Origin of the sequence: Halospina sp. K52047b, from assembly GCF_008709855.1 — a bacterium.
Taxonomy (GTDB): Bacteria; Pseudomonadota; Gammaproteobacteria; order Pseudomonadales; family Oleiphilaceae; genus Halospina; species Halospina utahensis_B.
Map to the genome: position 1 here is coordinate 1 of NZ_VYJH01000007.1, position 23,986 is coordinate 23,986.

The 23,986-nt window shown below is 60.5% G+C and carries 17 protein-coding genes, 1 pseudogene and 1 riboswitch; of the genes and pseudogenes, 2 read left to right on the top strand and 16 right to left on the bottom strand.

Annotated elements, in window-relative coordinates; all coding sequences use genetic code 11:
* Positions 1-1,472: pseudogene (locus tag F3089_RS09820) on the top strand (IS3 family transposase); the annotation flags it as partial.
* A 25-nt stretch (positions 1,473-1,497) separates the two neighbouring features.
* On the opposite strand, the gene F3089_RS09825 reads toward F3089_RS09820, so the two are convergent.
* From F3089_RS09825 to F3089_RS09880, 12 genes are all read right to left on the bottom strand, one after another.
* The gene (locus F3089_RS09825) at positions 1,498-2,349 is read right to left on the bottom strand and encodes a sigma factor-like helix-turn-helix DNA-binding protein (RefSeq protein ID WP_151440642.1); all 852 of its coding nucleotides are present in this window, start codon (positions 2,347-2,349) and stop codon (positions 1,498-1,500) included.
* Entirely contained in the window at positions 2,346-4,607 is a 2,262-nt protein-coding gene (locus F3089_RS09830; RefSeq protein WP_151440643.1) for a DEAD/DEAH box helicase family protein, read from the bottom strand. Before F3089_RS09830 ends, F3089_RS09825 begins: the two co-directional genes overlap by 4 nt.
* A gap of 537 nt (positions 4,608-5,144) precedes the next feature.
* Positions 5,145-6,587 carry a cobyric acid synthase gene (locus F3089_RS09835; RefSeq protein ID WP_151440644.1) on the bottom strand — a complete coding sequence of 481 codons (1,443 nt, stop codon included), beginning with the start codon at positions 6,585-6,587 and terminating at the stop codon, positions 5,145-5,147.
* Positions 6,588-6,784: 197 nt separating this feature from the next.
* Positions 6,785-7,396 carry a cob(I)yrinic acid a,c-diamide adenosyltransferase gene (gene cobO, locus F3089_RS09840; protein WP_151440645.1) on the bottom strand — a complete coding sequence of 204 codons (612 nt, stop codon included), beginning with the start codon at positions 7,394-7,396 and terminating at the stop codon, positions 6,785-6,787.
* Positions 7,397-7,398: 2 nt separating this feature from the next.
* Positions 7,399-8,712: a cobyrinic acid a,c-diamide synthase CobB gene (locus F3089_RS09845; protein WP_151440646.1), complete on the bottom strand. Its 1,314-nt coding sequence runs from the start codon at positions 8,710-8,712 to the stop codon at positions 7,399-7,401.
* Positions 8,713-8,851: 139 nt separating this feature from the next.
* Positions 8,852-9,616 carry an ABC transporter ATP-binding protein gene (locus F3089_RS09850; RefSeq protein WP_151440647.1) on the bottom strand — a complete coding sequence of 255 codons (765 nt, stop codon included), beginning with the start codon at positions 9,614-9,616 and terminating at the stop codon, positions 8,852-8,854.
* Entirely contained in the window at positions 9,616-10,527 is a 912-nt protein-coding gene (locus tag F3089_RS09855; RefSeq protein ID WP_502707335.1) for a FecCD family ABC transporter permease, read from the bottom strand. Before F3089_RS09855 ends, F3089_RS09850 begins: the two co-directional genes overlap by 1 nt.
* 97 nt (positions 10,528-10,624) lie before the next feature.
* A complete protein-coding gene (locus tag F3089_RS09860; RefSeq protein WP_151440648.1) occupies positions 10,625-11,506 on the bottom strand; it encodes a cobalamin-binding protein in 882 nt (293 codons plus the stop codon).
* A 5-nt stretch (positions 11,507-11,511) separates the two neighbouring features.
* Positions 11,512-11,814 carry a DUF2149 domain-containing protein gene (locus F3089_RS09865; protein WP_151440649.1) on the bottom strand — a complete coding sequence of 101 codons (303 nt, stop codon included), beginning with the start codon at positions 11,812-11,814 and terminating at the stop codon, positions 11,512-11,514.
* Positions 11,811-12,257 (bottom strand): MotA/TolQ/ExbB proton channel family protein, encoded by a 447-nt coding sequence (locus F3089_RS09870; RefSeq protein ID WP_151440650.1) that lies wholly within the window; start codon positions 12,255-12,257, stop codon positions 11,811-11,813. The genes F3089_RS09865 and F3089_RS09870 overlap by 4 nt, the downstream gene beginning before the upstream one ends.
* Positions 12,258-12,276: 19 nt before the next feature.
* Positions 12,277-16,833 (bottom strand): cobaltochelatase subunit CobN, encoded by a 4,557-nt coding sequence (locus F3089_RS09875; protein ID WP_502707334.1) that lies wholly within the window; start codon positions 16,831-16,833, stop codon positions 12,277-12,279.
* On the bottom strand, positions 16,833-18,638 hold the full coding sequence (locus tag F3089_RS09880; RefSeq protein ID WP_151440651.1) for a TonB-dependent receptor domain-containing protein: 1,806 nt from the start codon (positions 18,636-18,638) through the stop codon (positions 16,833-16,835). The genes F3089_RS09875 and F3089_RS09880 overlap by 1 nt, the downstream gene beginning before the upstream one ends.
* Before the next feature lie 154 nt (positions 18,639-18,792).
* Positions 18,793-19,011: riboswitch (cobalamin riboswitch) on the bottom strand.
* Positions 19,012-19,165: 154 nt separating this feature from the next.
* On the opposite strand from F3089_RS09880, the gene F3089_RS09885 reads away from it, so the two are divergent.
* Complete coding sequence (locus tag F3089_RS09885; protein WP_192497330.1) at positions 19,166-21,025, top strand: DUF3413 domain-containing protein; 1,860 nt, start codon at positions 19,166-19,168, stop codon at positions 21,023-21,025.
* On the opposite strand, the gene cobD is transcribed toward F3089_RS09885, so the two are convergent.
* From cobD to F3089_RS09905, 4 genes are read right to left on the bottom strand one after another with little or no spacing between them, the layout of a single operon-like run.
* Positions 21,022-22,008 (bottom strand): threonine-phosphate decarboxylase CobD, encoded by a 987-nt coding sequence (gene cobD / locus F3089_RS09890; protein ID WP_151440653.1) that lies wholly within the window; start codon positions 22,006-22,008, stop codon positions 21,022-21,024. The genes F3089_RS09885 and cobD overlap by 4 nt on opposite strands.
* Positions 22,008-22,946, bottom strand: coding sequence for an adenosylcobinamide-phosphate synthase CbiB (cbiB, locus tag F3089_RS09895; RefSeq protein WP_151440654.1), 939 nt, complete (start codon positions 22,944-22,946; stop codon positions 22,008-22,010). The genes cobD and cbiB overlap by 1 nt, the downstream gene beginning before the upstream one ends.
* Positions 22,946-23,260: an AzlD family protein gene (locus F3089_RS09900; protein ID WP_151440655.1), complete on the bottom strand. Its 315-nt coding sequence runs from the start codon at positions 23,258-23,260 to the stop codon at positions 22,946-22,948. Before F3089_RS09900 ends, cbiB begins: the two co-directional genes overlap by 1 nt.
* A complete protein-coding gene (locus F3089_RS09905) occupies positions 23,247-23,969 on the bottom strand; it encodes an AzlC family ABC transporter permease (RefSeq protein ID WP_151440656.1) in 723 nt (240 codons plus the stop codon). The genes F3089_RS09900 and F3089_RS09905 overlap by 14 nt, the downstream gene beginning before the upstream one ends.
* Positions 23,970-23,986: the final 17 nt, after the last annotated feature.

Here is a 23,986-nt window from a genome sequence, read left to right on the forward strand (position 1 = left end):
GCCGAGTTGGCCAGCCAGGAAGGCATCAGTACGGCAACCTTGTACAATTGGCGTAAAGCCGCCAGAGAGCAAGGTGCCGTTTTGCCATCGAACTCAGCCACCCCCGAGAAGTGGAGTAGCGAAGAGAAGTTCCGCATTGTGCTGGAGACCGCCCCAATGACGGAGGCGGAGCTCGGTGAATATTGCCGCAAACACGGTCTGTACCCGGAGCAGATCGAGGCCTGGAAAGCCGCCTGTGCGGGGGCTAATGCCCAGTCTGATGAGCAGGCCAAAAGGAACCGGCAAGCGACCAAAGCCGAGAAGAAACGAACCAAAAAACTTGAGTCGGAATTGCGACGCAAGGACAAGGCTCTTGCGGAAACGGCGGCTCTGCTGACGCTGTCAAAAAAAGCCGAGGCGATCTGGGGCCCCAAAGACGAGGACGAATGACCAGCCTCCCGGATCGCCAGCAGGCCATTACTCTGATTGAACAAGCGCAGAGTAGCGGAGCCCGGCTGGAGAAGGCTTGTGCCTTGCTGAACCTGACTGTACGCACTTATCAGCGCTGGACGACTGACAAGGGTGTCAAAGCGGACCAGAGGCCATTGGTGCCCAGAGCGGCGCCGAGCAATAAACTGACGAACCAGGAGCGCCAGGCCGTGGTATCGCTGTGCAATCAGAAAGAATATCGAAGCTGCCCGCCGGCGTTTATCGTGGCCGATCAGCTGGATCAGGGACGCTACCTGGCCTCGGAGTCAACGTTCTATCGGGTTCTGCGTGAGTACGATCAGGTGCACCCCAGAGGCCGACAGAAAGCACCTGAGAGCAGGCGCCAAGCGACCACACACAAGGCGACACAACCAAACCAACTGTGGTCGTGGGATATCTCATGGTTACCGGGCCCGGCCAGAGGCACCTGGTTCTACCTGTACCTGATGCTGGATGTGTACAGCCGCAAGATCGTTGGCCATGAGGTCTACGACAGCGAAACCGGAGAGCTGGCCAGCGAGTTCATTGAAAAGGCGTACTGGCGTGAGCATCTGGCAACGAAGGACAAACCACTGGTGCTGCACTCTGACAATGGCAGCCCCATGAAGGCGTCGACCTTCCTGGAGAAACTGTACGACTTGGGCATTACGCCCTCGAAAAGCCGCCCCAGAGTGAGCAATGACAATGCCTACTCGGAGTCGCTGTTCAAAACTCTGAAGTTCCGCCCGGGGTTCCCGACAAACGGCTTCACAACAATCGAGCAGGCCCGGGACTGGGTGTTGGCGTTCGTGCGTTGGTACAACACCGAGCATCGCCACAGCGCCCTGAATTACGTGACACCACAGCAGCGCCATAACGGCGAAGCTGACCAGATCCTGGTCCAGCGTCAACGGGTTATCGAGGCTGCGAAGGCTGAAAACCCGCGCCGCTGGTCCGGTGATATTCGAAAACTCAGCTTGCCGGAATCAGTGACTCTGAATCCGGAAACGGCGGTCAATTGTTAAAGAGCTGATGACTTAAACGCGACATCTACGTTGACAGACACCGCATATTACTCTCGACGATCGATGCAATCATGCCCCCAGTTAATCTTTTTTCAGACCTAAATTTATCTTTAAGCCCCTTCTCGATCTGCCTCACCCTCTCCCGAGTCAAATTTAGACAATTACCTATTTCTTGAAGCGTCTCCTTTTCCTCAGTAAACCCCCATCGACGGACAAAAATAAACTCTTCATTGCTACTTAAATTTTTTATAAATGCATCCAAATCCTCGATCAAAAGCGAATCGAGGGCTTCTATAGTTAATCCGTCTACCTTACTAGGCAACAAAACAGAACTTTTAAAGCCTTCAAGATCAACCTCACCTCTCAGGGCCTTGACAAGCTCACTAACACAAAGCTTCTTAATATTTAGTGCGCCAGAAATCGCTGCCTCTCCAATACCGTCTACCTGTACAAGCTCCTTCTGGTTGAGTGTAATCAAACTACTAACTGACGTACCTAATCCCTTACTCTCCAACTTCTTAAGAGCCTTAAGGTCACCTTCCTCCAAATTCATTAGATTTAGATAAACCCGGAGCGACAGGTTATATAATTCATCAAAATCCTCGCACTCCAAATTTTCTCCTTTATGAGGCCCTATGGAAGTCGAAGATTCAAAATCGTCCTTCATTTTAGAAAAAAGTTCAAAATACTTCGTTCCAAAATATGGAATTTTACGTAATTCACTTTCTTCTAACTCAAGAATCTCAGCGACTGTCGTTTCCTGACCACGCCCTATATATCCTTCTCTTACACCAAACGCTAAGCGTTGCATAACCTTTCTGTGGCCATTAAAACTCTCAACCTCTAATAATGGCATATCAAAATATTGGATATTCATTTAGAAGCCTTTCTCACCTTACTCAATTTCGCCAGAAAAAGGGATGGGGATTTAAACTCACGTAATATCTTTTCCTTTTCGCTATCTGCCAAACTCTCAAAATCATTACGACTCCTTACCAAATCAACGTAATGACGAATCAGTTCGCGCTGTTCGTTGGGTTCTTTCTCAATATCAGGCGGCAACCGCACTTCTTCTGATTTTAAATCGATATTGGTATTCAATTCATTTAAATGCAATTCTTTTGACCCACCAAGTGCTCCCGATTCATTTTTGGTAAATTCGCAGGTGGATGGATCCACACCTAAATCCTCAAGTTCATTTTCAGAAATATAGGGCAAGAACCCAAAGCTCAGCCCGGAACTTATTGCTCTTAAACTGGGAGAAATATAATTTTTCTGTCTGTATTCATCGATAAATTTATATACCCGTTCATAAAAAATGGACATATTTAAATCATCACCAAATGCCGCCTTGAGGTATCCATAATATGAATCGAAATGCGTAGCAATCTGATCAGGGGACACACTTTCTAGATAGACCTCCAATTGATGGATTTGAGGAACATACATCTCAGAGGCGTAAAATGCGGTAAGCTTTTCTATAAGATTTGATCTAGAGTTTAATCTAAATTTTAAGTTCTCAATTAAGTCAAGCACTTTTGCGGCTGACTCACTATAGAGTACGTCAATTGTTGAATCATGGAATTTAGGATCTAGTTGGTTGACTTCGTCATCGTTTTCGATTGCTTCGGGTTTTGTCCTGTTCACTGCGCGAGCAAAGCCCGTGATCTGCTCCAGCCTCTCTAGCGAACCCACGAAATCCAAAACATCCACAAAGTCCTTATTCGCAGTTTTTCGCAGCCCCCTTCCGAGCTGCTGTAACCAAACGGTTTGAGACCCTGTATAGCGCATAAACACAAGTAAGTTGGCCTCAGGAATATCTACTCCCTCGTTAAATAAATCACATACTAGAATAAATCGATAACTATCTTCTCGAAACTTCCGAAGATTTTCTCTTCGAGAGTCCTCAGATTGCTTGGAGTGAACATAAGTAGCAGACCCGAGCTCAAAGAACTTGATAAGATGGTTAATGTGATCAATATTTCTACAAAAAACGATGCCTTTTACAGGATCAAGTTGCTTATTATCGATGGTTTTCTCAATGATTCTAACGACCTCCTCATCTTTACGATGAAGAAATAGTCGTTTATCTAAATCTGAAACTGAAAGTCCGGTTTCTAGTTGATCTATTTTGCTTTGATCTAGATCATCAAGTAGAACATGATACCTAGGAAAAGCTAATTTTTTATTTGCTAAAGCCCATACCAGATCGTACTTTCCGATATGGCCATCCTCACCCCCAAAAAATGCGTTCACATCTTTGTTATCCCCCCGAAAGGGCGTTGCCGTTAGCCCAACTAAAAGCTTTGGTGCGAATGCCTCGACAACCTGACTATAGGTCGATGCTGGAGTATGATGCGCCTCATCAACTATAATAAAATCAAATTGATCACTTCTTAATTGACTTAATCGCGAGTACAATGTATCGAAGCTAGCAAATACGAAACTTGTGTTTTCAGGCGCGGCACCAGAGAAACATGCACTAAACGTGAAATCACCAATCCCAAATACGTTTTTAAAAGCAGTGACGGTCTGTAGTAGTATTTCAACTTGGTGGGCAAGAAAAAGAACTCTTGAGTCTTTCTCCATTAATTCTTTCATCAACAACGCAACAGTATAGGTTTTACCTAGTCCTGTCGCCATTTCCATCAGAAGTCTATTTGAACCAGACTTATATTTTTCGTAAGACTCCCTTATTATTTCCGATTGGTATTTTCTTGGTTTAATTTCTCTCCCTATTTCAGAATGCTTTACATGCCACAGATTCTGTAATTCATCCCGATCCACCAATTCCAGACCTAGGCGGAGAGCCCTAACCTTAACTTCATTGGTAAAGTATGAGTTTGTAACTAATATGAGATTTGAAGCTTTTGCTAACTTGGCGCCGGCTACCAATTGATTTAATGCCTTCACGTCGACTTGTGTACCGAGAGCTCTTTGCTTAACTTCAATGGCAAATTTCTTGCCGTTTCTGTAAGCGAATATATCAACCCCTCCATCACCTGACTTAAAATCTTCGCCAAGCTTGGTTATATATGCGTCAGACCAACCTGCACTAAGGAACAAGTCCCTTACAAAGACCTCAAATTCGCTATGGTGGAGGGAGTCAATTTCCTTAAAATTTTCTATTTTCATTTTTCCTTCCCGGTGAGCCGAAGCTGTTTTTATAATCACAGATACATAAAAACCGGCTGATTTCTCTGAGTAGTGAGTTCGTGGCGGCACTGCCTATATATTGATCATTGCTTTTGGATGAGGGTGGTTCTCCGATCTTTCGTAGTTCAAGGCCCTGAATCTGGCTCACTCTAAGGCAATGATCACTGGGCGTTTACACTGTTACTCGGAAATTTGTAGCAAGCCCCGGTACGAGAGACACGAGGGGACGTTACACTAACGCGACGCGATACAGGCACGCGATTGAAACGCCAATGGGTGGGGCGCTTTTGATCCTCAAAATATCAGCCTAGCTGAAGGGCAGTCCTTGGTCCATGCATTGGTTTGAATTGCTGTTTTTTCGGAGCTGATGGCGGAATTGCGGTTTGCGCGCCAAGCCGTATGAAGTCAGTACGTAAGGAGTATTTTCGGTTAGGTGATGCAATGCGGCATCACCCAAACGGTCCAGTTCTACCACCTGATAAAGTAAGTCGAACCTCAGGTGCCAAGGGTATGAAGTCAGACGCATTTAAGTACGCCCGCGCTAACATACTCCGTCACAGCATCGGCCAGCCGGTCCAGCTCGGCCAATCTGTGTTGCTGATAATCGGCGATTGCTTGGTCGTTTTGTAGCCCGGCCCATATCAGCAGGGTGTCGCAGGCCTCGGCGTCATCAAACACCCCATGGATGTAACAGCCAGCTATGGCCTGATCCTGGCTAACCGCCCCATCCGGCCTTCCATCCAATGACGCCAACGGCCGCTCCAACGCACTCCCGGTCGTCACCCCATTATGAATCTCATACCCACTCATCGGCGTCCCGCTCTCCGCAAACACCCCGGTCACGCGCCGCAGTTGCTTCCCTTCCTCCAGCCGCGTTTCAAGATCCAGCAGGTTCAGGCCGTCGGTTTCGCCGGGTTCGCCTTCGATGCCGTCCGGGTCGGCGATGGTTTTGCCCAGGATTTGGAATCCCCCGCAAATCCCGAGCACCTTGCCGCCGTAGCGCAGGTGGCGCTGGATGTGTTCGTCCCAGCCCTGGGCCTTGAGCCATTCGCGGTCGGCTCGGGTGCTTTTGCTGCCGGGGAGGATGATGAGGTCGGCGCCGGGTTTGGGTTGGTCGGGGCCGATGAACTGGAGGTCCACCTTGGGGTGGAGGCGCAGGGGGTCGAAGTCGTTGTGGTTGCTCATTCTGGGGAGCGCGGGGACGACGACTTTGAGGGCGTCTTCGTCGGCCTCGGTGCCGGTGAGGCCGACGCTGTCTTCGGCGTCCAGGATGAGGCCCTGGAGGTAGGGGAATATGCCGGCGATGGGTTTGCCGGTGTAGTCTTCGAGCCATTTGAGGCCGTCTTCAAGCAGGGCCGGGTCGCCGCGGAAGCGGTTGATGAGCAGGCCGGTGACGCGGTCGCGTTCGGACTGGGACAGGAGCTGGAGGGTGCCGACGAGCTGGGCGAAGACGCCGCCGCGGTCGATGTCGCCGACGAGCAGTACGGGGAGGTCGGCGGCTTCGGCGAAGCCCATGTTGGCGATGTCGTTTTCGCGCAGGTTGACTTCGGCGGGGCTGCCGGCGCCTTCGACGATGATCACATCATAGCGGGCCTTGAGGGCTTCCCAGGCGGCCATGACGCTCTTGCGGGCTTCTTTCTTGAAGCCGTGGTAGTCGACGGCGTCCATGTTGCCGTAGACCTGCCCTCGCAGGATGACCTGGGCGCCGCGGTCGGTCTGGGGCTTGAGGAGCACGGGGTTCATGTCGCTGTGCGGCTCGATGCCGCAGGCCAGGGCCTGGAGGGCGGTGGAGCGGCCGATTTCGCCGCCGTCTTCGGTGACGGCGCTGTTCAGGGCCATGTTCTGGGGCTTGAACGGGGCCACGGAGATGCCCTGGCGGTGGAGCCAGCGGCACAGGGCGGCGACGATGGTGCTCTTGCCGGAGTCCGAGGTGGTGCCCATGACCATCAGCGATTGCATGAGGTGTTGCCTCCGTTGTGCGCGTTCCCTGTAGGAGCGAGCTCTGCTCGCGATACCCTTTGCAGGAGCTTGCTTGCAAGCGATAGTGCCAGAGAGGGTATCGCGAGCAAGGCTCGCTCCTACGGTAGATTGATTCGCTCGCGATATCGCTTGCAAGCAAGCTCCTACGGGTCAGGAAATCGCGGGCGTGCCCGCTCCTACAGTTCGACGCCTTTCTGGGCGCGGACGCCGAGGTCTTTGAAGGCGTGTTTGACGATGGTCATGTCGGTGACGGTGTCGGCCAGCTCGATCAGCTCTTTCGGGGCGTTACGGCCGGTGACCACGACGTGCTGCATCTCGGGGCGGTTCTGGAGGTCGTCCAGGACCTGGTCCAAGTCGAGGTATTCGTAGCGCAGGGCGATGTTGAGTTCGTCGAGCAGCACAAGGCCGTAGCTGTCGTCCTGGAGCATGCGCTGGACTTCTTTCCAGGCGTTTTCGGCGGCTTCGACGTCTTTTTCGCGGTCCTGGGTGTCCCAGGTGTAGCCCTGGCCCATGACGTGGTAGTCGACGTTGGGTTGGTCGCGGAAGAAGCGTTCTTCGCCGGTTTGCATTTTGCCTTTGATGAATTGGACGATGCCTACTTTCATGCCGTGGCCCAGGGCTCTGGCGGCCATGCCGAAGCCGGAGGAGCTTTTGCCTTTGCCGTTGCCGGTGGTTACGAGTAGGACGCCCTGGTCTTTCTGGGCGTTGGCCATGCGTTCTTCCATGACCTTCTTCTTGCGGGCCATGCGTTGGGCATGGCGTTCCGGGTCTTTCGCATTCTCTCGCATCGTTATCGCTCCTGGCCTTTAAAAAGTTCCGCCACCAGTTTGGGGGCCGTGGGGAAGTAACCGTGGAAGTAGCTCGCTGTGAGTGAGCCCTGTTTGAACACGCGCTCCCCTTCACTGCCGTTTTTCTTGGTCGTTCTCATGGCCGGTTCCCGTTCCGTTTCGAGTTCGGAGTGGTGGAAGGTGTGGCCTCGGAGTTCGCCATTGTCGGTGTTCAGGGACTGGATGCCCAGTGCCTTGAGTTTGGGGGCCATGGAGACTTTGCCGGGCATGAGGGCGTAGAGGCTGTGTTCGGTGCCGTCTTCCGGGTCGGTCATGGTTTCGGTGCAGGCCATGAGGCCGCCGCATTCGGCATAGATTGGCTTTCCGGCCTGGTGGTGGGCCTGGATGGCCTGTTTCATGGCTGTGTTGGCGGCGAGTGCTTCTCCGTGGAGTTCGGGGTAGCCGCCGGGGAGCCAGAGGGCATCGGCGTCCGGGAGTTCTTTGTCCGCGAGGGGAGAGAAGAACTTCAGGGTGGCGCCCATGGCTTCGAGGAGTTCGGTGTTGGCCCGGTAGATGAAGGCGAAGGCGGCGTCCTTGGCGATGGCGATGGTGGTGCCTTCGAGGAGCCTTGGCGGTTGTTCGGGTGTTGTTGCTTCCAGGGTGACCTGGGCCGGGAGTTGGTCGAGGCCGGCTTCTTTCAGGACTTCGGCGGCGGCGTCGAGTTGTTGATCGAGGTCGGTGATTTCGTCGGCCTGGACGATGCCGAGGTGGCGGTCCGGGATGTCGAAGGCCTCATTCCTCGGGATGGCGCCGAGGAGGCTGATGTCTTCGGGGAGGCTCTCCTTGCACAGGTGGGCGTGGTAGCCGCTGCCGGTGCGGTTGGCGATGACTTCCTTCACTTCCAGATCATCGCGGTAGCGGGCGAGGCCCAGAGCAATCGCGCCGAAGGTCTGGCCCATGGCGTTGGCGCCGATGACCGGTAGCGCGGGGATGCCGCAGGCGACGGCCATGTCGGCGGTGCTGGGGTCGCCGTCGAAGAGGCCCATGGAGCCTTCGACCAGTATCAGGTCAGCGGTCTGGGCGGCTTCGGCGAGGCGCCAGCGGACTTCGTCCATGCCGGTCATCCAGCCGTGGACCTGGTAGACCGGGTTGCCGGAGGCCCGTTCGAGGACCATGGGGTCGAGGTAGTCCGGGCCGTGCTTGAAGACGCGGACGTTGCGGCCTTCGTTTTTGTGGAGGCGTGCCAGGGCGGCGGTGACCATGGATTTGCCGTGGCCAGAGCCCGGGGCTGTGATCATGGCGGCGGCGGTGGTGCCTGTGATGGTCTGGGTGTTCATTGAATTCAGCCTCGGTTAGTCTTGTTCCCTGTAGGAGCGAGCTTTGCTCGCGATTGTTTTATCGCTTGCTTTGTCTGGATCGCTTGGATCGCTTGCAAGCAAGCTCCTACAGGGGGGTCATTTTTGGGGGTTCTTTCCGTCATGACGGCACGAATACGGGAGCCCCATCCACCTCCGCCCACGTGAGGGGCTGGCCGTAGAGCTGTTCGAGGGCCTTGGGTTTGAGCATGCTTTCGGCCTCGCCCCAGCAGGCTTCGCCGTCCGGGTACAGGAGCAGGAGGTGGTCGCACCAGCGGGCGGCGAGGTTGAGGTCGTGGAGGCACATGACGACGGTGTGCCCTGCCCTGGCCTGTTCCGAGAGCAGTTCCATCACGGCCACCTGGTGGCGGAGGTCCAGGTGGTTGGTGGGTTCGTCGGCGAGCCAGATGCTGGGGCTCTGGGTCAGGGCCGTGGCCAGGGCGACGCGCTGGCGTTCGCCACCGGATAGGGTACTGACGGAACGATCCGCCAGGTCGCTGAGTTCCAGGCGTTCCAGGGCCTTTTCGGCCATTTCGAGGTCGTCGCCGCCTTCGAGCTGCCAGGGGGACAAAAAGGGGTGCCTTCCGATCAGGGCGGTTTCGAGGACGGTGGCGGGGAAGCCGTCCTGGCGTTCCTGGAAGACGAGGCCGAGCTGCCGGGCGATGGTGCTGCGCCGCATCTGGCGCAAAGGGGTGTCGTCGATCCGCACTTCCCCGCTCCTCGGGCGGTTGAGGCCGCCGAGGGTGTGCAGCAGGGTGCTCTTGCCGGCGCCGTTGGGGCCGAGGATGCCCCAGGTCTGGCCGGGTTCCATGCGCAGGCTGAGCGAACGGCCGTCGGCGCGCTCGGGGATGTCGATGATGAGATCGCGGGTCTCGAGCACGGCCATCAGCGACTCCGGTACAGCAGCACGAGGAAGGTCGGCACGCCCAGCAGGGCGGTGATCACACCCACGGGGAGCTGTTCGGGGGCGATGACGATGCGCGCGAGCGTGTCCGCCAGCGTGAGCAGTGCGCCCCCGGCCAGCGCGCAGGCCGGCAGGATGAGGCGCTGGTCGTTGCCCAGCACCAGCCGGAGCATGTGCGGCACCACCAGCCCCACAAAGCCGATGCTCCCGGCAGTGGTCACGGCCAGTGCGGTGAGCAGGCTGGCGAGCACGTAGATGGTCCATTCCAGCGGGCGCACGGCCACGCCCAGCGCCGCCGCCTGTAGCGGGCCACGTGCAAGGACGTTGAGGCTGCGCCCGAGGGGGATCACCAGCAAGCAGACCAGCGCCAGCGTGATCAGCGCCGGCCAGGGGGTCTGGGCGTAGGTGAGGTCGCCCATGAGCCAGTAGAGCATGCCCGGGAGCTTGTCCGTCGGGCCGATGGCCAGCATCAGTGTGATCACCGCGCCCCAGCCGGAGGCGACCACGATGCCGGTGAGCAGCAGCCGCGCCGGGGTCCAGCTGCCGGTGCCGTGGGCGAGGCCGAAGACCAGGAAGGTGGACAGCAGCGCGCCCGCGAAAGCAGAGCCGGAGAGCACGGCGGTGCCGGTGCCGGCGAGCATGGCGGCGAGCGCGCCCACCGAGGCACCGCCGGAGACACCAAGCACGTAAGGGTCCGCCAGCGGGTTGCGCAGCAGGATCTGCATGAGCGCCCCGGCCACCGCCAGCAGGCCCCCGGTGGCGAACCCGGCCAGTGCGCGCGGCGCGCGCAGCTCAAAGATGAGGGTGCGGTGCAGTTCACTGCCCTCGCCCAGGATCACCGCCCAGAACTCGCCGGGCGCGATGGTCACGCTGCCGATGGCGACGGCCATCATTAGGGCCAGCAGCCCCAGCAATACCAACCACACCAGCGGCAGAAAAGGACGCCAGGCGGAAATGGCCATGGAGGCGCTGGCCCGGTGCGCGACGGCCTCAGCGGCGTTCACGGGCGGTCTCCAGTTTCTTGCACAGGGTGGCGCCGCCTTCCAGCAGGCGTGGTGTAGGCCGCTGCAGGGTGGACGGCGGCACGAAGAAAAGGTTGCCCCGCTCGGTGGCGGTCAGCGAGCCGTACTGTTTCCATTCCTGCAACCAGTCCCGGTTCTGCTCGCCCATGCCGCCGGCGACGATCGCCTCCGGGTTCCCGGCCAGCACGGATTCCCGGTCGATGCGTGGCACCAGCCGGTCGAGCTCCGCGTAGATGTTTTCGCCACCGCACAGTTCAATCACTTCGTGGATGAAGTGCTCGCCATTAACCGTCATCAGGGGCTGATCCCAGACCTGGTAGAACACTGGCACCGGATCGGCATCACCGTATTCATCACGCAGCGACTCGATCCCGGCGCGGAACCGATCGGCTTCCCTGTAGCCCACCTCTTTGGTATCCGCCAGGGTCGAGAGGCGCTCGATGGCGCTGGCGATGCCCTCGAAATCCCTGGGCTCGAGGTAGTACAGGGTGAGGTCCAGCTCTTCCAGCCGCTCGGTCTGTTCCTTGGGGTTGCCGGTCACCCAGACAATCACCAGGTCCGGCGACATGCTCAGGATCCGCTCGACATCGAGCCGCTTGAGGCTGCCGATGATGGGCAGTTCCTTCGCGGCCTCGGGGTAGTCGCTGTAGTTGACCACACCCACCACGTCGTCCCCGGCGCCGGCGGCGAAGAGCAGCTCAGTGGCGCCGGGCGAGAGGCTGATGATGCGTTCAGCGGGGCTGTCCAGGCAGACCTCCTTCCCACGGTCATCCGTGGCACAGACTTCCGCGTGGGCCATCGTGGTGGCGACCAGAAAGAGAAGGGCGATGGCGGTGAGTCGGTGCAGCATCCGGATCACTGGCTGTTCCCCTTGTCGATCATGATCATGCGCCCGGTTTCCGGGTCCCGGTAGACCTGGCCCATGGGCTGGAAGCCTTCACCGGATTCGCCGGCGCCCTCGGGCAGCTCCGGCATCTCACGGCCCGCCTTCACGTCCACGCCGCTCTGCTGCGGGTCGTTGGCCCTTTCGGATGCGGCCAGCGCCACCATCAGGCCCACGGCGAACACAAGCATGATATCAGCCAGGTTCGCCAGCGGGCCCATGGGGTCCTCGTCGGTGACGTCGAAACGGCTGCGGCGGTACTCCGGCACACTCATGCGCTGGCCTCCTCCAGCCGTGCCATGGCGCCATCGTACCAGCGGCGGCGCATGCGCCCGAGCAGGAAGCCGATGATGCCGGCAAGCAGGCCGAGGACGGTGGTGTTGAAGGCCACGGTCACCGCCTCCGCCAGCACGTCGAGCTCACCGCGCCCGAGCGCGGCCAGGCCCGGGCCGAGCGGGATCAGGGTGCCCATGAGGCCCATCATGGGGCCGACACGAGCGATCAGGTCGGCGCGGTCAATGCGGCGCTGGGCGCGGGCGGCGAGGGATTCCGTATCACCGCGTTCGATCATCCGGCGCAGGCCGCCGGTGCGTTCACCGATGGCCAGGCCAGTTTCCCAGAGCGCCAGGGCGATCAGCGCCAGCAGCGCGATGATCACCGGCTCCAGGAGGAAGCTCACCATGGAGTCCATGATGTCGAGGGTTGCGGATGTAAACATTGCTTGCCTCCTTCAGGCCTTATGAGAGGCGTCGACCGGCGACGACACCACCACCGAGAAGCAGCAGGACACCACCGCCGATGAACCACGGAAGCAGGACCTGTCCGCCCTCGGCCGAGGCCTTTTGCGCATCGGGTTGCTCGGACGTTTGTTCCGTTTTCTTTTCCGATTGCTGCTGGGCCTTCTCTTCGGCTTCCTGCTGCTTGGGTTTCTGTTTCATAGTGACTTCGCGCATGCTCACCGGCTGGGCCTTGCCGGACTCCGGCGCCTGCATGCGCGCGGCATCGAGGACGGCCCTGAAGTCTTTCTTCAGCTCGGCATCGCTCAGGTTCTCGGCCACCCACTGCATGGTGGGGTGGTCCGGGCGGGTGTGGCCGCTGCCGGGCAGGCCGTTCTCGACGACGAGTTGGGCGAACTCCTGGCGCAGTTTCTTGAGGGTTTCCTCGTCGGGCTTCCAGAAGCCGCGATGCGCGGCCACCAGTGTGATCGCCTGCATGTGGGTTTTGACGTGGACGTTGTGGTCCTTCTCGAGGAACTTATCGAGACCCAGGTTGTGACGGTCCTCGAAGTAGACCTCGTTGATGTCGTCCCAGACGGCGGATTTCACCACGTCCGGGCTCGTCACCTGCCAGCCCCAGAGGTTGTCGAGGAAGTCCGCGGACATGGTGCGTGCGCCGGCGTAACCCTGCTCCATCAGCGGTTTGATCCACTGCGGGTTCAGGTTCTGGCCACGCAGCTCGCTTAGCAGGGCCTGCTGCAGGGATTCGACCCTGGGGTTGTCGGGGTCGGCGTGCATTAGGACGCGGTTGGTCGGGGCCTGGCCGGTTTCGTGTTCCACGGCCATGGAGAGGCCGCCCTGGAAGTCGAAGCCGTCGTCGTTGTCGAGCAGGCCGTAGACGTGGCTGGCGCGGCCGAGGTAGGTACGGCCGACGTCATCCAGGCGGTCCTTGAACGCATCGTGCGCGGGGCGGCCGCCCTGCTTGTCGCCGCCGAAGGCATAGCCCATGCGGCGGGTGTAGGCGTCGGCGACCTTGCCGCGGTCGTCCCAGGCGCCGGAGCGGTCCGCGAGGCGGTTGACGCCGGCGCCGTAGGAGCCGGGGGCGGTGCCGAAGACGCGCAGGGCCGCATCCGAGCCGGCTTTCTGGGCGTCAGAGCCGTTGGCCATCATGGCCTTGGTGTCGGCAACCCAGCGCGCGGCCACGTCGTTCTTCGCGAGGCTTTCACTGCCGGGGTCGCGCATTTCCTCGGGCAGCGGTTCCATGGCGGCTTCCAGGGCGCGGTCCAGCTGCGGGTGCTTGTTCATGATGGTCTTGTAGGCGCCATCCAGGGCCAGGCGCGAGGCCTGGTCGAGGAGCACGAGCTGGTCCTCGTAGAGGTCGCGGAACAGGCCGGAGGTGGTGAAGAGTGCGTCGCGGCGACGGGCCCGGTCTTCCAGCGGCATGCGCTCGAGGCCTTCGACGATGCCACGGGAGTTCCACTTGGGCTTGATGCCAAGCATGTCCAGACCGAAGGCGATCATCACGCCTTCATCACGGACGGTGTCCGAGGCCCAGAGGACGATGGCTTCACTGCCCTCGGCCTTGGGATCGCCCTTGTTACGGGCGTCCTCGGCCATTTCCGCGCCCAGGGACCAGGCAACGCGGGTCGGGACCAGGTCGCTGGAGAGAGCGTGGAAGTTGCGTCCCGTGGGCAGTACCGCCGGGGTTCGCACGGGGTCGTTGCCCTCGCCCGGGGGGACGAATCGGCCATCGAGGCCGGCCATGAGGTGGTCCATCTCTTCGCCGGGGGAGGCCTTGAGCTTCTCGCGCCATTCCGGCTTGGGCTCTTCGTCGTCACCGGCCATGGAGTTGAGCATGGTTTCGATGCCTTCCTGTTCCCAGTCACGCCCGAAGACGTGCAGGCCCAGGGGCATGAAGCTCTCCTGCATGGTGGTCAGGTAGTGGCCGACCTCGTGCACCAGGAGTTCGTCGTCCACGTCTTCCAGGTGGACGGTTTCCTCGTCGTGGTGGTGCTCGTGGCCGTGCTGGTCACCATCCTCATGCTCATGCGCGTGGGCGTGTTCGCCTTCCGGGTCTTTGTTGCCCTCGGCATGTTCGTGATGGTGCTCGGACTCGGCGTGTTCCTCACCTTCCTTGTGCTCTTCCTCGCCTTCTTCACCCTCTTCGTGGTCCTCTTCCTCGCCGTGGTGATGCTCTGCGGCAAGCTCCTTCTCAATGTCCTGGACCATGTCCAGTTCCTTGAGGCGCTTGCGCAGTTCCTTCACGGCACGGTCGCGCGAGGAGGAATCCGGATCGTTGGAGGACTCCCAGGTTTCGACGAGCTGGCGCAGTTCCAGCAGGTTGTCGTAGAGCTTGGTGGTTTCCAGCGGCGGCGTGAGGTGGCTGATCATTACGCCCATGGCGCGGCGCTTGGCCTGGATACCCTCGCCCACCCCGTCAACGATGTAGGGGTAGATGAGCGGAAGGTCCTTGCCCAGCAGCTCCGGGTAGTCGTCCTCGGCCAGGCCCGCGCGGCGCCGGGGCAGGAACTCGCGCGTTGAGTGGCGGCCCAGGTAGACGAGCGCATCCGCGTTGAAGTCCTTGCGCAGCCACTGGTAGAAGCCGAGGTACTGGTGGGTGGGCGGGAAGGTGGTGTTGGCGTGCAGCAGTTCCTCGCTCACTTCCCAGCCACGCGGCGGCTGCGGGCCGATGAAGACGTTACCGAAATGGATGCCGGGGAACAGCATCTCGCCTTCGTGAACCATGGAGCGGCCCGGCGCTTCGCCCCAGCCCGAGAGGCCGGGGATGCCGGTGCGGATCAGGGCATCGCGGATGCTGGTGACCTTCTTCGTCGAGTTCTGCTCATTGCGGAGAACGGCGCGCCAGCCGGTCTGGTACTGGTCGAGCAGGTCCAGAGCGCGCTGAGTGGCGTCGTGCTCGTAGTTGCGCAGCATGTGGCGCAGGTCCTTCACGCCGTTCTTGAGCAGGTCATTGCCGAGCTTGGTATGGCCGTTGTTGGCGGCGTTCTTCAGCTGGGCGTGGAGGTAGCCCACGGGGCCGTGCTGCATCTCCGCCTGGACAGCTTCCGGCAGTTGCTTGAAGCGCTCCAGGTAGGTCTCCTTGCTCACGGAGGGCACCTTGCCGGCCAGATCTTCCAGGCCGGACTGCTGGTCCGGCAGGTTCACGCCGCGATTCTGGATCTCATCCAGCAGGGCTTCCGGGGACTCGGGAAGCTCGCCCGTCTTGTAGCCCTCGGCCTTGAGCCGCTGCAGGATCTCGAACAGGGATTCCGGGACGTTGAGCTTGTCCGCGCCGATGTTCTGCCGGCCCGGCGGGTGGTTGTAGTAGACCACCGCAACACGCTTGTCCGAGTTGTCCTTTGTCTGGAGCGTGACCCAGCGATCCATCCGGTTCGCGAGGGCGTTAACGCGCTCGGCCACCGGCGTGGTCAGCGTGAGTTCCACGCCCGTTTCCTCATCGATGCGCGGCGGCTCAGCCACCGCCAGCACCATGGGCTGGCTGATGCCCTGGAGTTCGGGCATGGCGAGCTGGTAATGCACCGAATCCCACGGCAGCCCTTCATCGGAGAGCAACCACTCGGGCTTGGTGAGCTTGGAGATGCGGATCCCCTTGATGACCGGCACATCCAGGTTATTGAACGCTTTGGTCACGGCTTCGCGGCCATCGCCACCGCCAACGGTGAAATACTGCAGGCTGACGATGCCGGACAACGTAGCCGGCTGGATCCGTTCCTCCAGCGTCTTCACCGCTTCCACGCTCGCCCCACCCCAACGGGCCAGGATGGTGAAGCACTGGATGCCACGCTCTTCCATCTGCTCGCAGGCGGCGTCCAGCAGGTCCCGATCGCCGGGGCGGTCGCCCGAATCCAGGTCCAGCAGGGCCACGGCCGGGCCTTCCTCCAGGTTGAGGGAATCCGGATCGGCACTGGCTTCGCCATTACGGTAGTACCGGATGGGCTCGCGGGGCTTGGGTTCCGGCACCTCGATGTCATACCCGGCCTGGGCCAGCGCCCAGCGGAAGAGGCCATCCATGTGCTCGGGGCTGCGGCCCTGGTAGAAGGCGCGGCCGGTGAGCCATTCCGCCTGCTCCGGGTACTGCTTGCGGCGTTCATCCAGGTGCGCGGCGGGGTCCTCGCCGGGTTCAGGGTTCGCGACCATCTCGTTGATGGTCCTGTCCGAGAGATCCGCCATCACGCGCTCGCCCTCGAGCCGGGAAAGGCGGGTTATGCCGCGCTTGCTGTTCATGGCCATGATGGGCACGTCCGCCCCCGGCCCCTGGTCACGCACCAGCCGGCGGATGCGGCCGGACTCCTCGCCAAAAACGGCGGCCAGGATGAGCGCGTCCGCGTCGCTCCAGAGGCTGACCACCTCGTCATCGGGGAGCTTTTTCAGCTGCTCTGGCGTCCGGAGCACAATCTCATGCTCCGGAAAGGCCTCCAGGTGCCGCTCCGCACCCGCCGCCATTTCGGCGGAGGAGCGGTCGGAGACGATACCGACGATGGTGGCGGCTGTGGCCGACATACTCGTCAGCCCCAGTAACAGACATGTAAGTATCAACATCCGTGTGAGGGAGCGCATTACTTAGCTCCGTAACTGATAGTGGCGTAAACCGCACGGCCCGCAGCGAGATAGTCAAACTCTGGCGTAAAACTCCGGCTGGTGGTGCTGTAGCGCCGATCAAAGACGTTATCCACACTCACACTGAGCGAGAGAAGGCGGGTCACGTCCATTCCGGCTCGGAGATCAAGCCTCCCAAAACCAGCGAGGACTTCGCTGTTCTGCGGATCGTTGTAACGATCGCCTTCCGCGATGAACGAGGCACCCAAGTGATAGTTGGCGGGGGTGTAATCGGCGTCGATCCGCACGCTGCGCTTCGAGCGCCGCTGCAGCCGGTTTCCTGTAGAGCGGTCTTCGGGATCCTGAAAGGTAACGGCGGAGGTCACCTCGAAGTTTGACATCGAAACGCCACCGGAAAGCTCCAGGCCGTCGATTCGTGCCCGTTCGATGTTCTCCGGCTGCGCACTGATCAGGTTATCAACATCCGTCCTGAACAGCGCTACGTCCCAGAAGACGGATTCCCGATCCGATCTCAATCCAACTTCAACGGTTCCAGAGGTTTCAGGCTCCAGATTCGGGTCACCAAAACCCGGGTAGTAAAGATCGTTGAAGGTTGGCGCCCTGAATGCGGTCCCGTAACTGACTCGCGCGCTGTATACAGGGCTCAGATCGTACCCCAGCGCCACTGCCCCGGTCGTTTCTTCACCAAAGGCCTCGTTGTCGTCCCAGCGCCCACTGAGCTGCAGACTAGCGGCTCCAAACTCGCTCAAAAGCTGAGCGAAGGCAGCCTTGTTGCTGCGACTGTCTTCCTCGTAGGGCTCACTACTATCAACATCGTCCACACGGTATTCAGTACCGGCAATCAGTTCATGATTTTCGAAACGGAATGTATTCTCCCATCGCGCTGTGCGACTTACCGTATCGAAGAAGCTGGGACCAGCGGCCCTCTCATTGTCCTGCTCGTCCCGTGCCTCACTGAGTTGAATGGACGTTGTCCAGTTGCGAACGACGGGCGTACTTGCCTTTACGCCCAGCGTCCTCATATCGAAATCGGTCTCCCCACCGAAAAATTCAGTGTTTCCACTGCTCTGGAGGCCTACAACGCCAAGGGACGCACCATTATCAAATCTGTGGCTCACGCTGAGGGTCCCTGCTGCATTCCGGAAACCCTTGTCTTCACCCCCGGGCTGCAGGTTGGTGCCATCCGTGTCGAGGTAGTGGCCCTGAAGACTGTATCGGGTGTCACCGCTCTGGCCGCTCACACCCCCAGTGAATTGCTGGGTGGAAAAACTGCCACCCCCCATCTCAATCCACTGTTGGTCCTGCTCGTCACGCGGCGTGGTGAACCCCTGAATAACGCCGCCAACGGCATCCGATCCGTAAAGCGTTCCCTTGGGGCCACGGACAACCTCGATACGTTGAAGCAACTGCGGTGGTATGTATTGCCACGGCGCACCGCCGGTAGTGGCGGAGCGGATCCGGATGCCATCCAGAAGCAGTATCGTTGATTCACTGCTGGTTCCCCGCGTAAAAACGCTGGTGTTCTTACCGAAACTCCCGCTGGAGGTGACGTTAATGCCTGGCTGCGCCTGAAGAACATCACCGAGTCCCCGGGGATTACGCTGCTGTAGATCCTTGGAATCAATTACCGTCACAGAAGACAGACTCTCACTGACGGTCTCTACGCCAAGCGTTGAGGTGACAACCAGAGGATCCATATTGAACGCAGCGACCTGAGTGGTCCCATTCGTCTCCTGCGCCGTAGACAAGGACGCAGAAAGACTGATTGCAGCTGCCAGAGGCAGAATGGCCTGTCGGTTGGTCATGGTGTAACTCCCTGTTGCCTGCTGCGCTTCCCCGCACAGCATTGCTGGACGCGTCGCGGGGGCAGACTCAGGGTGACAGGCGGCGGGAGGTTGAATAGTGCGCAGCGTGAGCCGCGGGGGAAGATCCGGCCGGCCTGTCGTTGCCCTCCGCAACGCATGGCGATCCCTTCAGGCCGGTCTACGGGCTGATGAGCGGATGCCCATGGCATCCCCAGCGACCGCCTTCCCATGCTTCTCCGGCACAGTGGCGTGATGGCCGCCTTTGACTCAATCACCGTTGCGGGGGCAGCGCCGGCCTCGCTGCTTCATGCAGCTCACCGGCTTCCCGTTTCATCCCTGCCACAGCAGGGACACCTGAAAGTGGATCGAACCCTACCAAGGGCCCATGACCGGGTCAACTCAGCCATGAATGCCAGAACCAGCCACCGGGCACGGGAAGTACGGATGACGGGCGGCTTGGACTTCCACCTGGCGCTGGCTATCATAGGCCGCCTGACGATTAACACTGGACATTGGATGGAAGGGATTTGCTGAAAACTCAACTCAGGGAACTCGGGCAACGCCTGAGCTGGACCGGCTGGTTTCTGTTAGCCAATGGCGTACTGGCTCTTCTGGTTGGCCTGCGTTATCTGCCCTGGATCACCATTCCAGACGGTACCACCGGCATCTATGTCACTTTCCTGTACCTGGCGCAGTTCCCGCTGCTGGCACTGGTCGCCGGCCTGCCGCTGCTGGTGATCGGACTCATCCCCAGCCGCCGGCTGCTCATCGCTTTGGGGACAGTGTATGCAACGGGCGCTCTCGGGCTCCTGCTGATTGATACCGTCACCTATGCCCAGTTCCGTTTCCATCTCTCCGGGTTTGTTCTGGATATGGCCCTTAAGGGTGGCACCCAGATCTTTGCCTTTCCCTGGCAGATGTGGGCCATAGCCGGCGGCGCGACGCTCGGGCTGCTGCTTCTGGAGCTGGTCATGGGCATCTTCCTGTTCCGGCGGCGGCCACGGGGGCGCTGGCTGGCACTCGGTATTGCCACCGTCTTTGCCGGCCAGCTGGTTGTGCACGGCTGGCACGCCTGGGCGGATGCCAACCACGACAGCCGCATTACCTCAATCACCCGGGCCATGCCGCTGTATTACGGCGCAACCGCCAAGCGTTTCATGGAAAAGAACGGACTGGTGGACCCCGAGGCCATCCGGGAACAGAGCGCTGCCAGCGCGCTCACCACTGGCGGCGGCGGTGGCCAGTTGGATTACCCCACCGAGCCCCTGAGCTGTGAAAGGCCGGCCGAACGCCCCAACGTGCTGGTGATCGCGATAGACGGCGCCCGCGGCGACATGGTCGATCCCCGGTGGATGCCGAACATCCATGAATTTGCGGGCAGGAGCCTGCAGTTCACGGATCACTACAGCAATGGTAATGCCACCAAGCCGGGCATTTTCACCCTGTTCTATTCACTGCCCAGCGGCTACTGGGAAGCGTTCACCACCGCCAAACAGCCGCCGGTGATGATTACGCGCATGCAGGAACTGGACTACCGGATGAAGATCCTGAGCTCCGCGCCGCTGATCAGCCCCGCGTTCACCAAGAACGTCTTCGCTTCTGTGGACGATCTGCGCCTGGAAACACCCGGCGACAAACCCTGGGACCGTGACACCCGCATCACCAATGACTGGTTGGACTTCACTGCGCAGCAGAGTGAGGCCAGCACCGGTGAGCCATTCTTCGGGTTCCTGTTCTACGACACACCACACAACCACCGGGTGCCGGACGATTATCCGGTGAAATTCCAGCCGTACTGGGATCCGGTGAACAAGCTGGCCCTGGGCCCGGACTTCAACCCGGAACTGATGCGCAACAACTACAAGTCCACCCTGCATTTCGTGGACAATCAGGTCGGGCGCGTGCTTTCCGACCTCCGTGACCGGGACCTTCTGGATTCCACCATCGTCATGATCACCGGGGACCATGGCCAGGAGTTCAACGAATACGGAAAGAATTACTGGGGCCACGGCAGCAACTTCGGGCAGTACCAGCTGCACACCCCCATGATCGTGCACTGGCCGGGACGTGACAGCCGAACCATCGAGTACCGCACTGAGAACTTCGATGTTGCCCCTACGCTCATGGGCAGGGCCCTTGGCTGCAGCGCCACGGCCCCGGAGACCTATGCCACCGGCAACGGCCTGTTCCAGAAGCGCGAACGGGACTGGAGCATTGCCCACAGCTACATGGACTACGCGGTGTTACTGGACGATCACCGGATCGTTCAGTATGCCTCAGGCCGGGTGGAAACCGTGGACGATGAGCTCAATCCGGCGCCGGAGTTCCGGCCGGATCCCCGCACTATCAAGGAAGTGCTCCAGGAAATGTCCCGGTTCTACCGCTAGAGGGTCTGGAGCGCACGCGCCAGCTGTTCCCATTCGGGCTCTGCCCCAGGCAGGCCAAAGCGCAGGGCGGGCGGCGCCTCGAACACACGCACCAGCACCGCCTGCGCGGCCAGCGCCTCTGCGACCCGCCCAGGCTCATCATGGGGGCAGTACGCAAAGTACGGCGCACTGCCCCGGGGAGCCAGGCCGGCGCTCCTGAGCAGTGCGACGAGGCGGTCGTGCCCGTGATGAAGCTGGCTTGCAGCGGCTTTCTGCCAGGCCGTATCCGACAGGGCCTGCTGCGTCAGATAGCGCGCGGGGTGGCTGACAGCCCAGGGGCCAAGCAGCTCACCAAGCGAGCCACAGAGCCCGCCAGGTCCGAACATCAGTCCGGCCCGCAGGCCTGCCAGCCCGAAGAACTTGCCCATGGAACGGTACACCACCAGTCCTTCACGCCCCGTCTCAGGCACCAATGTCTGAGTCGGCTCCGCGTCGATAAAGGCTTCATCCACCACCAGCCAGCCCCCATGGGCCGCCAGTTGCTCGTGGCAGGCCATCAGATCACGGGCCATCACCGGCTCCCCTGTGGGGTTGTTGGGATTGATCCAGACCAGCGCATCCAGCGCGGCCAGCTCCTCATCGCTGGGCAGGGTCGTGAACGGGATAACCTCATGCCCAGCAGCCCGCCACCCTTCGGCGTGTTCAGCATAGCCCGGGTCCGGCACGCCGATGCGCCCCGGGGCCCTTAATCGGGGAAGGGCCTGTATCGCGGCCTGGGTTCCGGCCACGGGAAGACATCCGGCATCGGGCGGCGCACCGGCCCAGTGCCGTGCCTGAGCCGGTAGACCGTCGTCCTCCTCCGGGAGCCGCTGCCAGACTTCAGCCGGCACCGCTGGAACCGGCCACGGCCAGGGGTTGATGCCAGTCGAAAGGTCCACCCACTGGCCGCGGGGAATCCCCCACTGCTGTACCGCCTGGTTCAGTCGGCCACCGTGTGTTGCCATTACCACAGCCCTCCCCGGCCCAGAGCTTCCACCAGCACCGTCACGATGGCCACCGCAAGCATCCAGAGCACAAGACTGCGCTGGATCAGCGTGATGGCGGATGGGATGGTAAGCGCATCGGGCAGCTCGCCATGGCCGAGCAGCGGCCGCTCACGCCAACCGTCGTGATAGGGCGCACGCCCGCCAAGCCGTACGCCCAGCGCGCCCGCGCCGGCTGCCATCACCGGACCGGCATTGGGGCTCTCCCATGCCCTGGCCTGGGTTTTCCAGCACCTCAGTGCCATCCGCGTGCGGCCCGCAAGCGCGTACCCCAGCGCGGTCAGCCGCGCGGGAGCCCAGTTCAGGGCATCATCCAGCCGGGCCGCCACCCTGCCAAAGCGGTTGAACCGGTCGCTGCGGTAGCCCCACATGGCGTCCAGTGTATTCACGGCCCGATGCAGCAACAGCCCCGGAAGACCGGCAACCAGGAACCAGAAGAGGCTCGCGAAGATCGCATCCGCGCCATTCTCCAGCAGGGATTCCGTCGTAGCCTTGGCGATGGCTTCTTCATCCAGCCCCCGGGTATTGCGGCTGACCATCATGCCCACACGTTCACGGGCCGTCTCCAGATCCTCATCCATCAGTGGCTGGTAAACCGCCATACCGTGCTCCGCCAGGCTGCTGTGGCCGATGCAGACCCACAGAAGAATCACCGCCACGACCAGCCCATAGGGCCACGGCAGCGCCGACGCCACCAGGGCAACGCCGATCACCGGCAGCACCACCAGCACGGTTGCCAGCCCGCCAGCCAGGATGCCGCCCCGCCCAGAGGGATTCAGCGCAGCTTCAATACGGTCCGCATACCAGCCCAGGCCTACCAGTGGATGCCACCGGCGGGGCTCGCCCACCAGAAAATCCAGAACGAGGGCCAGCAGGCAGCTCAGAAGCGCCACTGCCATCACAGAAACTGCCGCACCAGCGCCGCCGCTACGAACCCTGCGCCGATGGCCGGCAGGGAGCGGCCCGTGGCAACCATGATCACCGCCGTGGTCAGCAGCGCCGCCTTGGCACCCAGATCCCCGGCGAAGGCCATGGGCACGACAATGGCGATCAGAACGGAGCTGGCCATGGCATTGATGAAGCTCTCCACCCGGCGGCTCAGGGGGACCCGTGCCATCAGGAAGGCGCCCCCGAAACGGGTGCCCAGGGTCACCAGAGACATGATGAGAATGATGGCCAGGATGCCGAGGGTTGTGGTCTCAATACTGGTCATGATGCGGCTCCAGCCAGAAGAGACCCACAACGCCACCGGCCAGCGCGCCCACGATCACATGGGTGTGCGGCGGCAGCCATCGCCAGGCGAGCACCGCCGAGATGCCCGCCACCGTCCACGCCACCAGGATCCGCCGTGATTTCGGCCCGCCCAGTGCCATGGTCAACAGGAAGCATCCCAGCACCATATCCAGCCCGAAGGCTTCCGGGTTCTGAACAAGCCCGCCGAAATAGCCACCGAAGAGGGTACCCGCCACCCAGGCCATCCAAAGCACCAGACCACCACCGAGGATGGCTTCCAGATTCTCGCGCCCGGCCTGATACTGCTGGAAGGAGCGCGCCCAGTTGGCGTCGGTCAGCACCAGCAGTATGCCGTAACGCCGCGCCGGCGGGAGCTTGCGGAGCATGGGGTAGAGCGAGGCGCCCATGAGGATGTGACGGGAGTTGATCGCCAGCACTATGGCGACCAGGGGAATCAGCGAGACCTCCTGCCCCCAGAGCCCCAAAGCCGCGAACTGGGCGGCACCGGCGAAGACGGTGACACTCATCAGGCCCGCCTGCCACGGCAGCAGCCCCGCCTGCCCGGCCGCCAGACCGAACGCGATACCGAATACGGTTACGAAAACCGCAATGGGCAATAACTGGAAGAACTCGGCTTTCACCTGATCGGGGTTGAGCCGATAGGTGTCCGTCTTCGCGTCAGTGGCCATGAGGTGTCCCGGGCAAT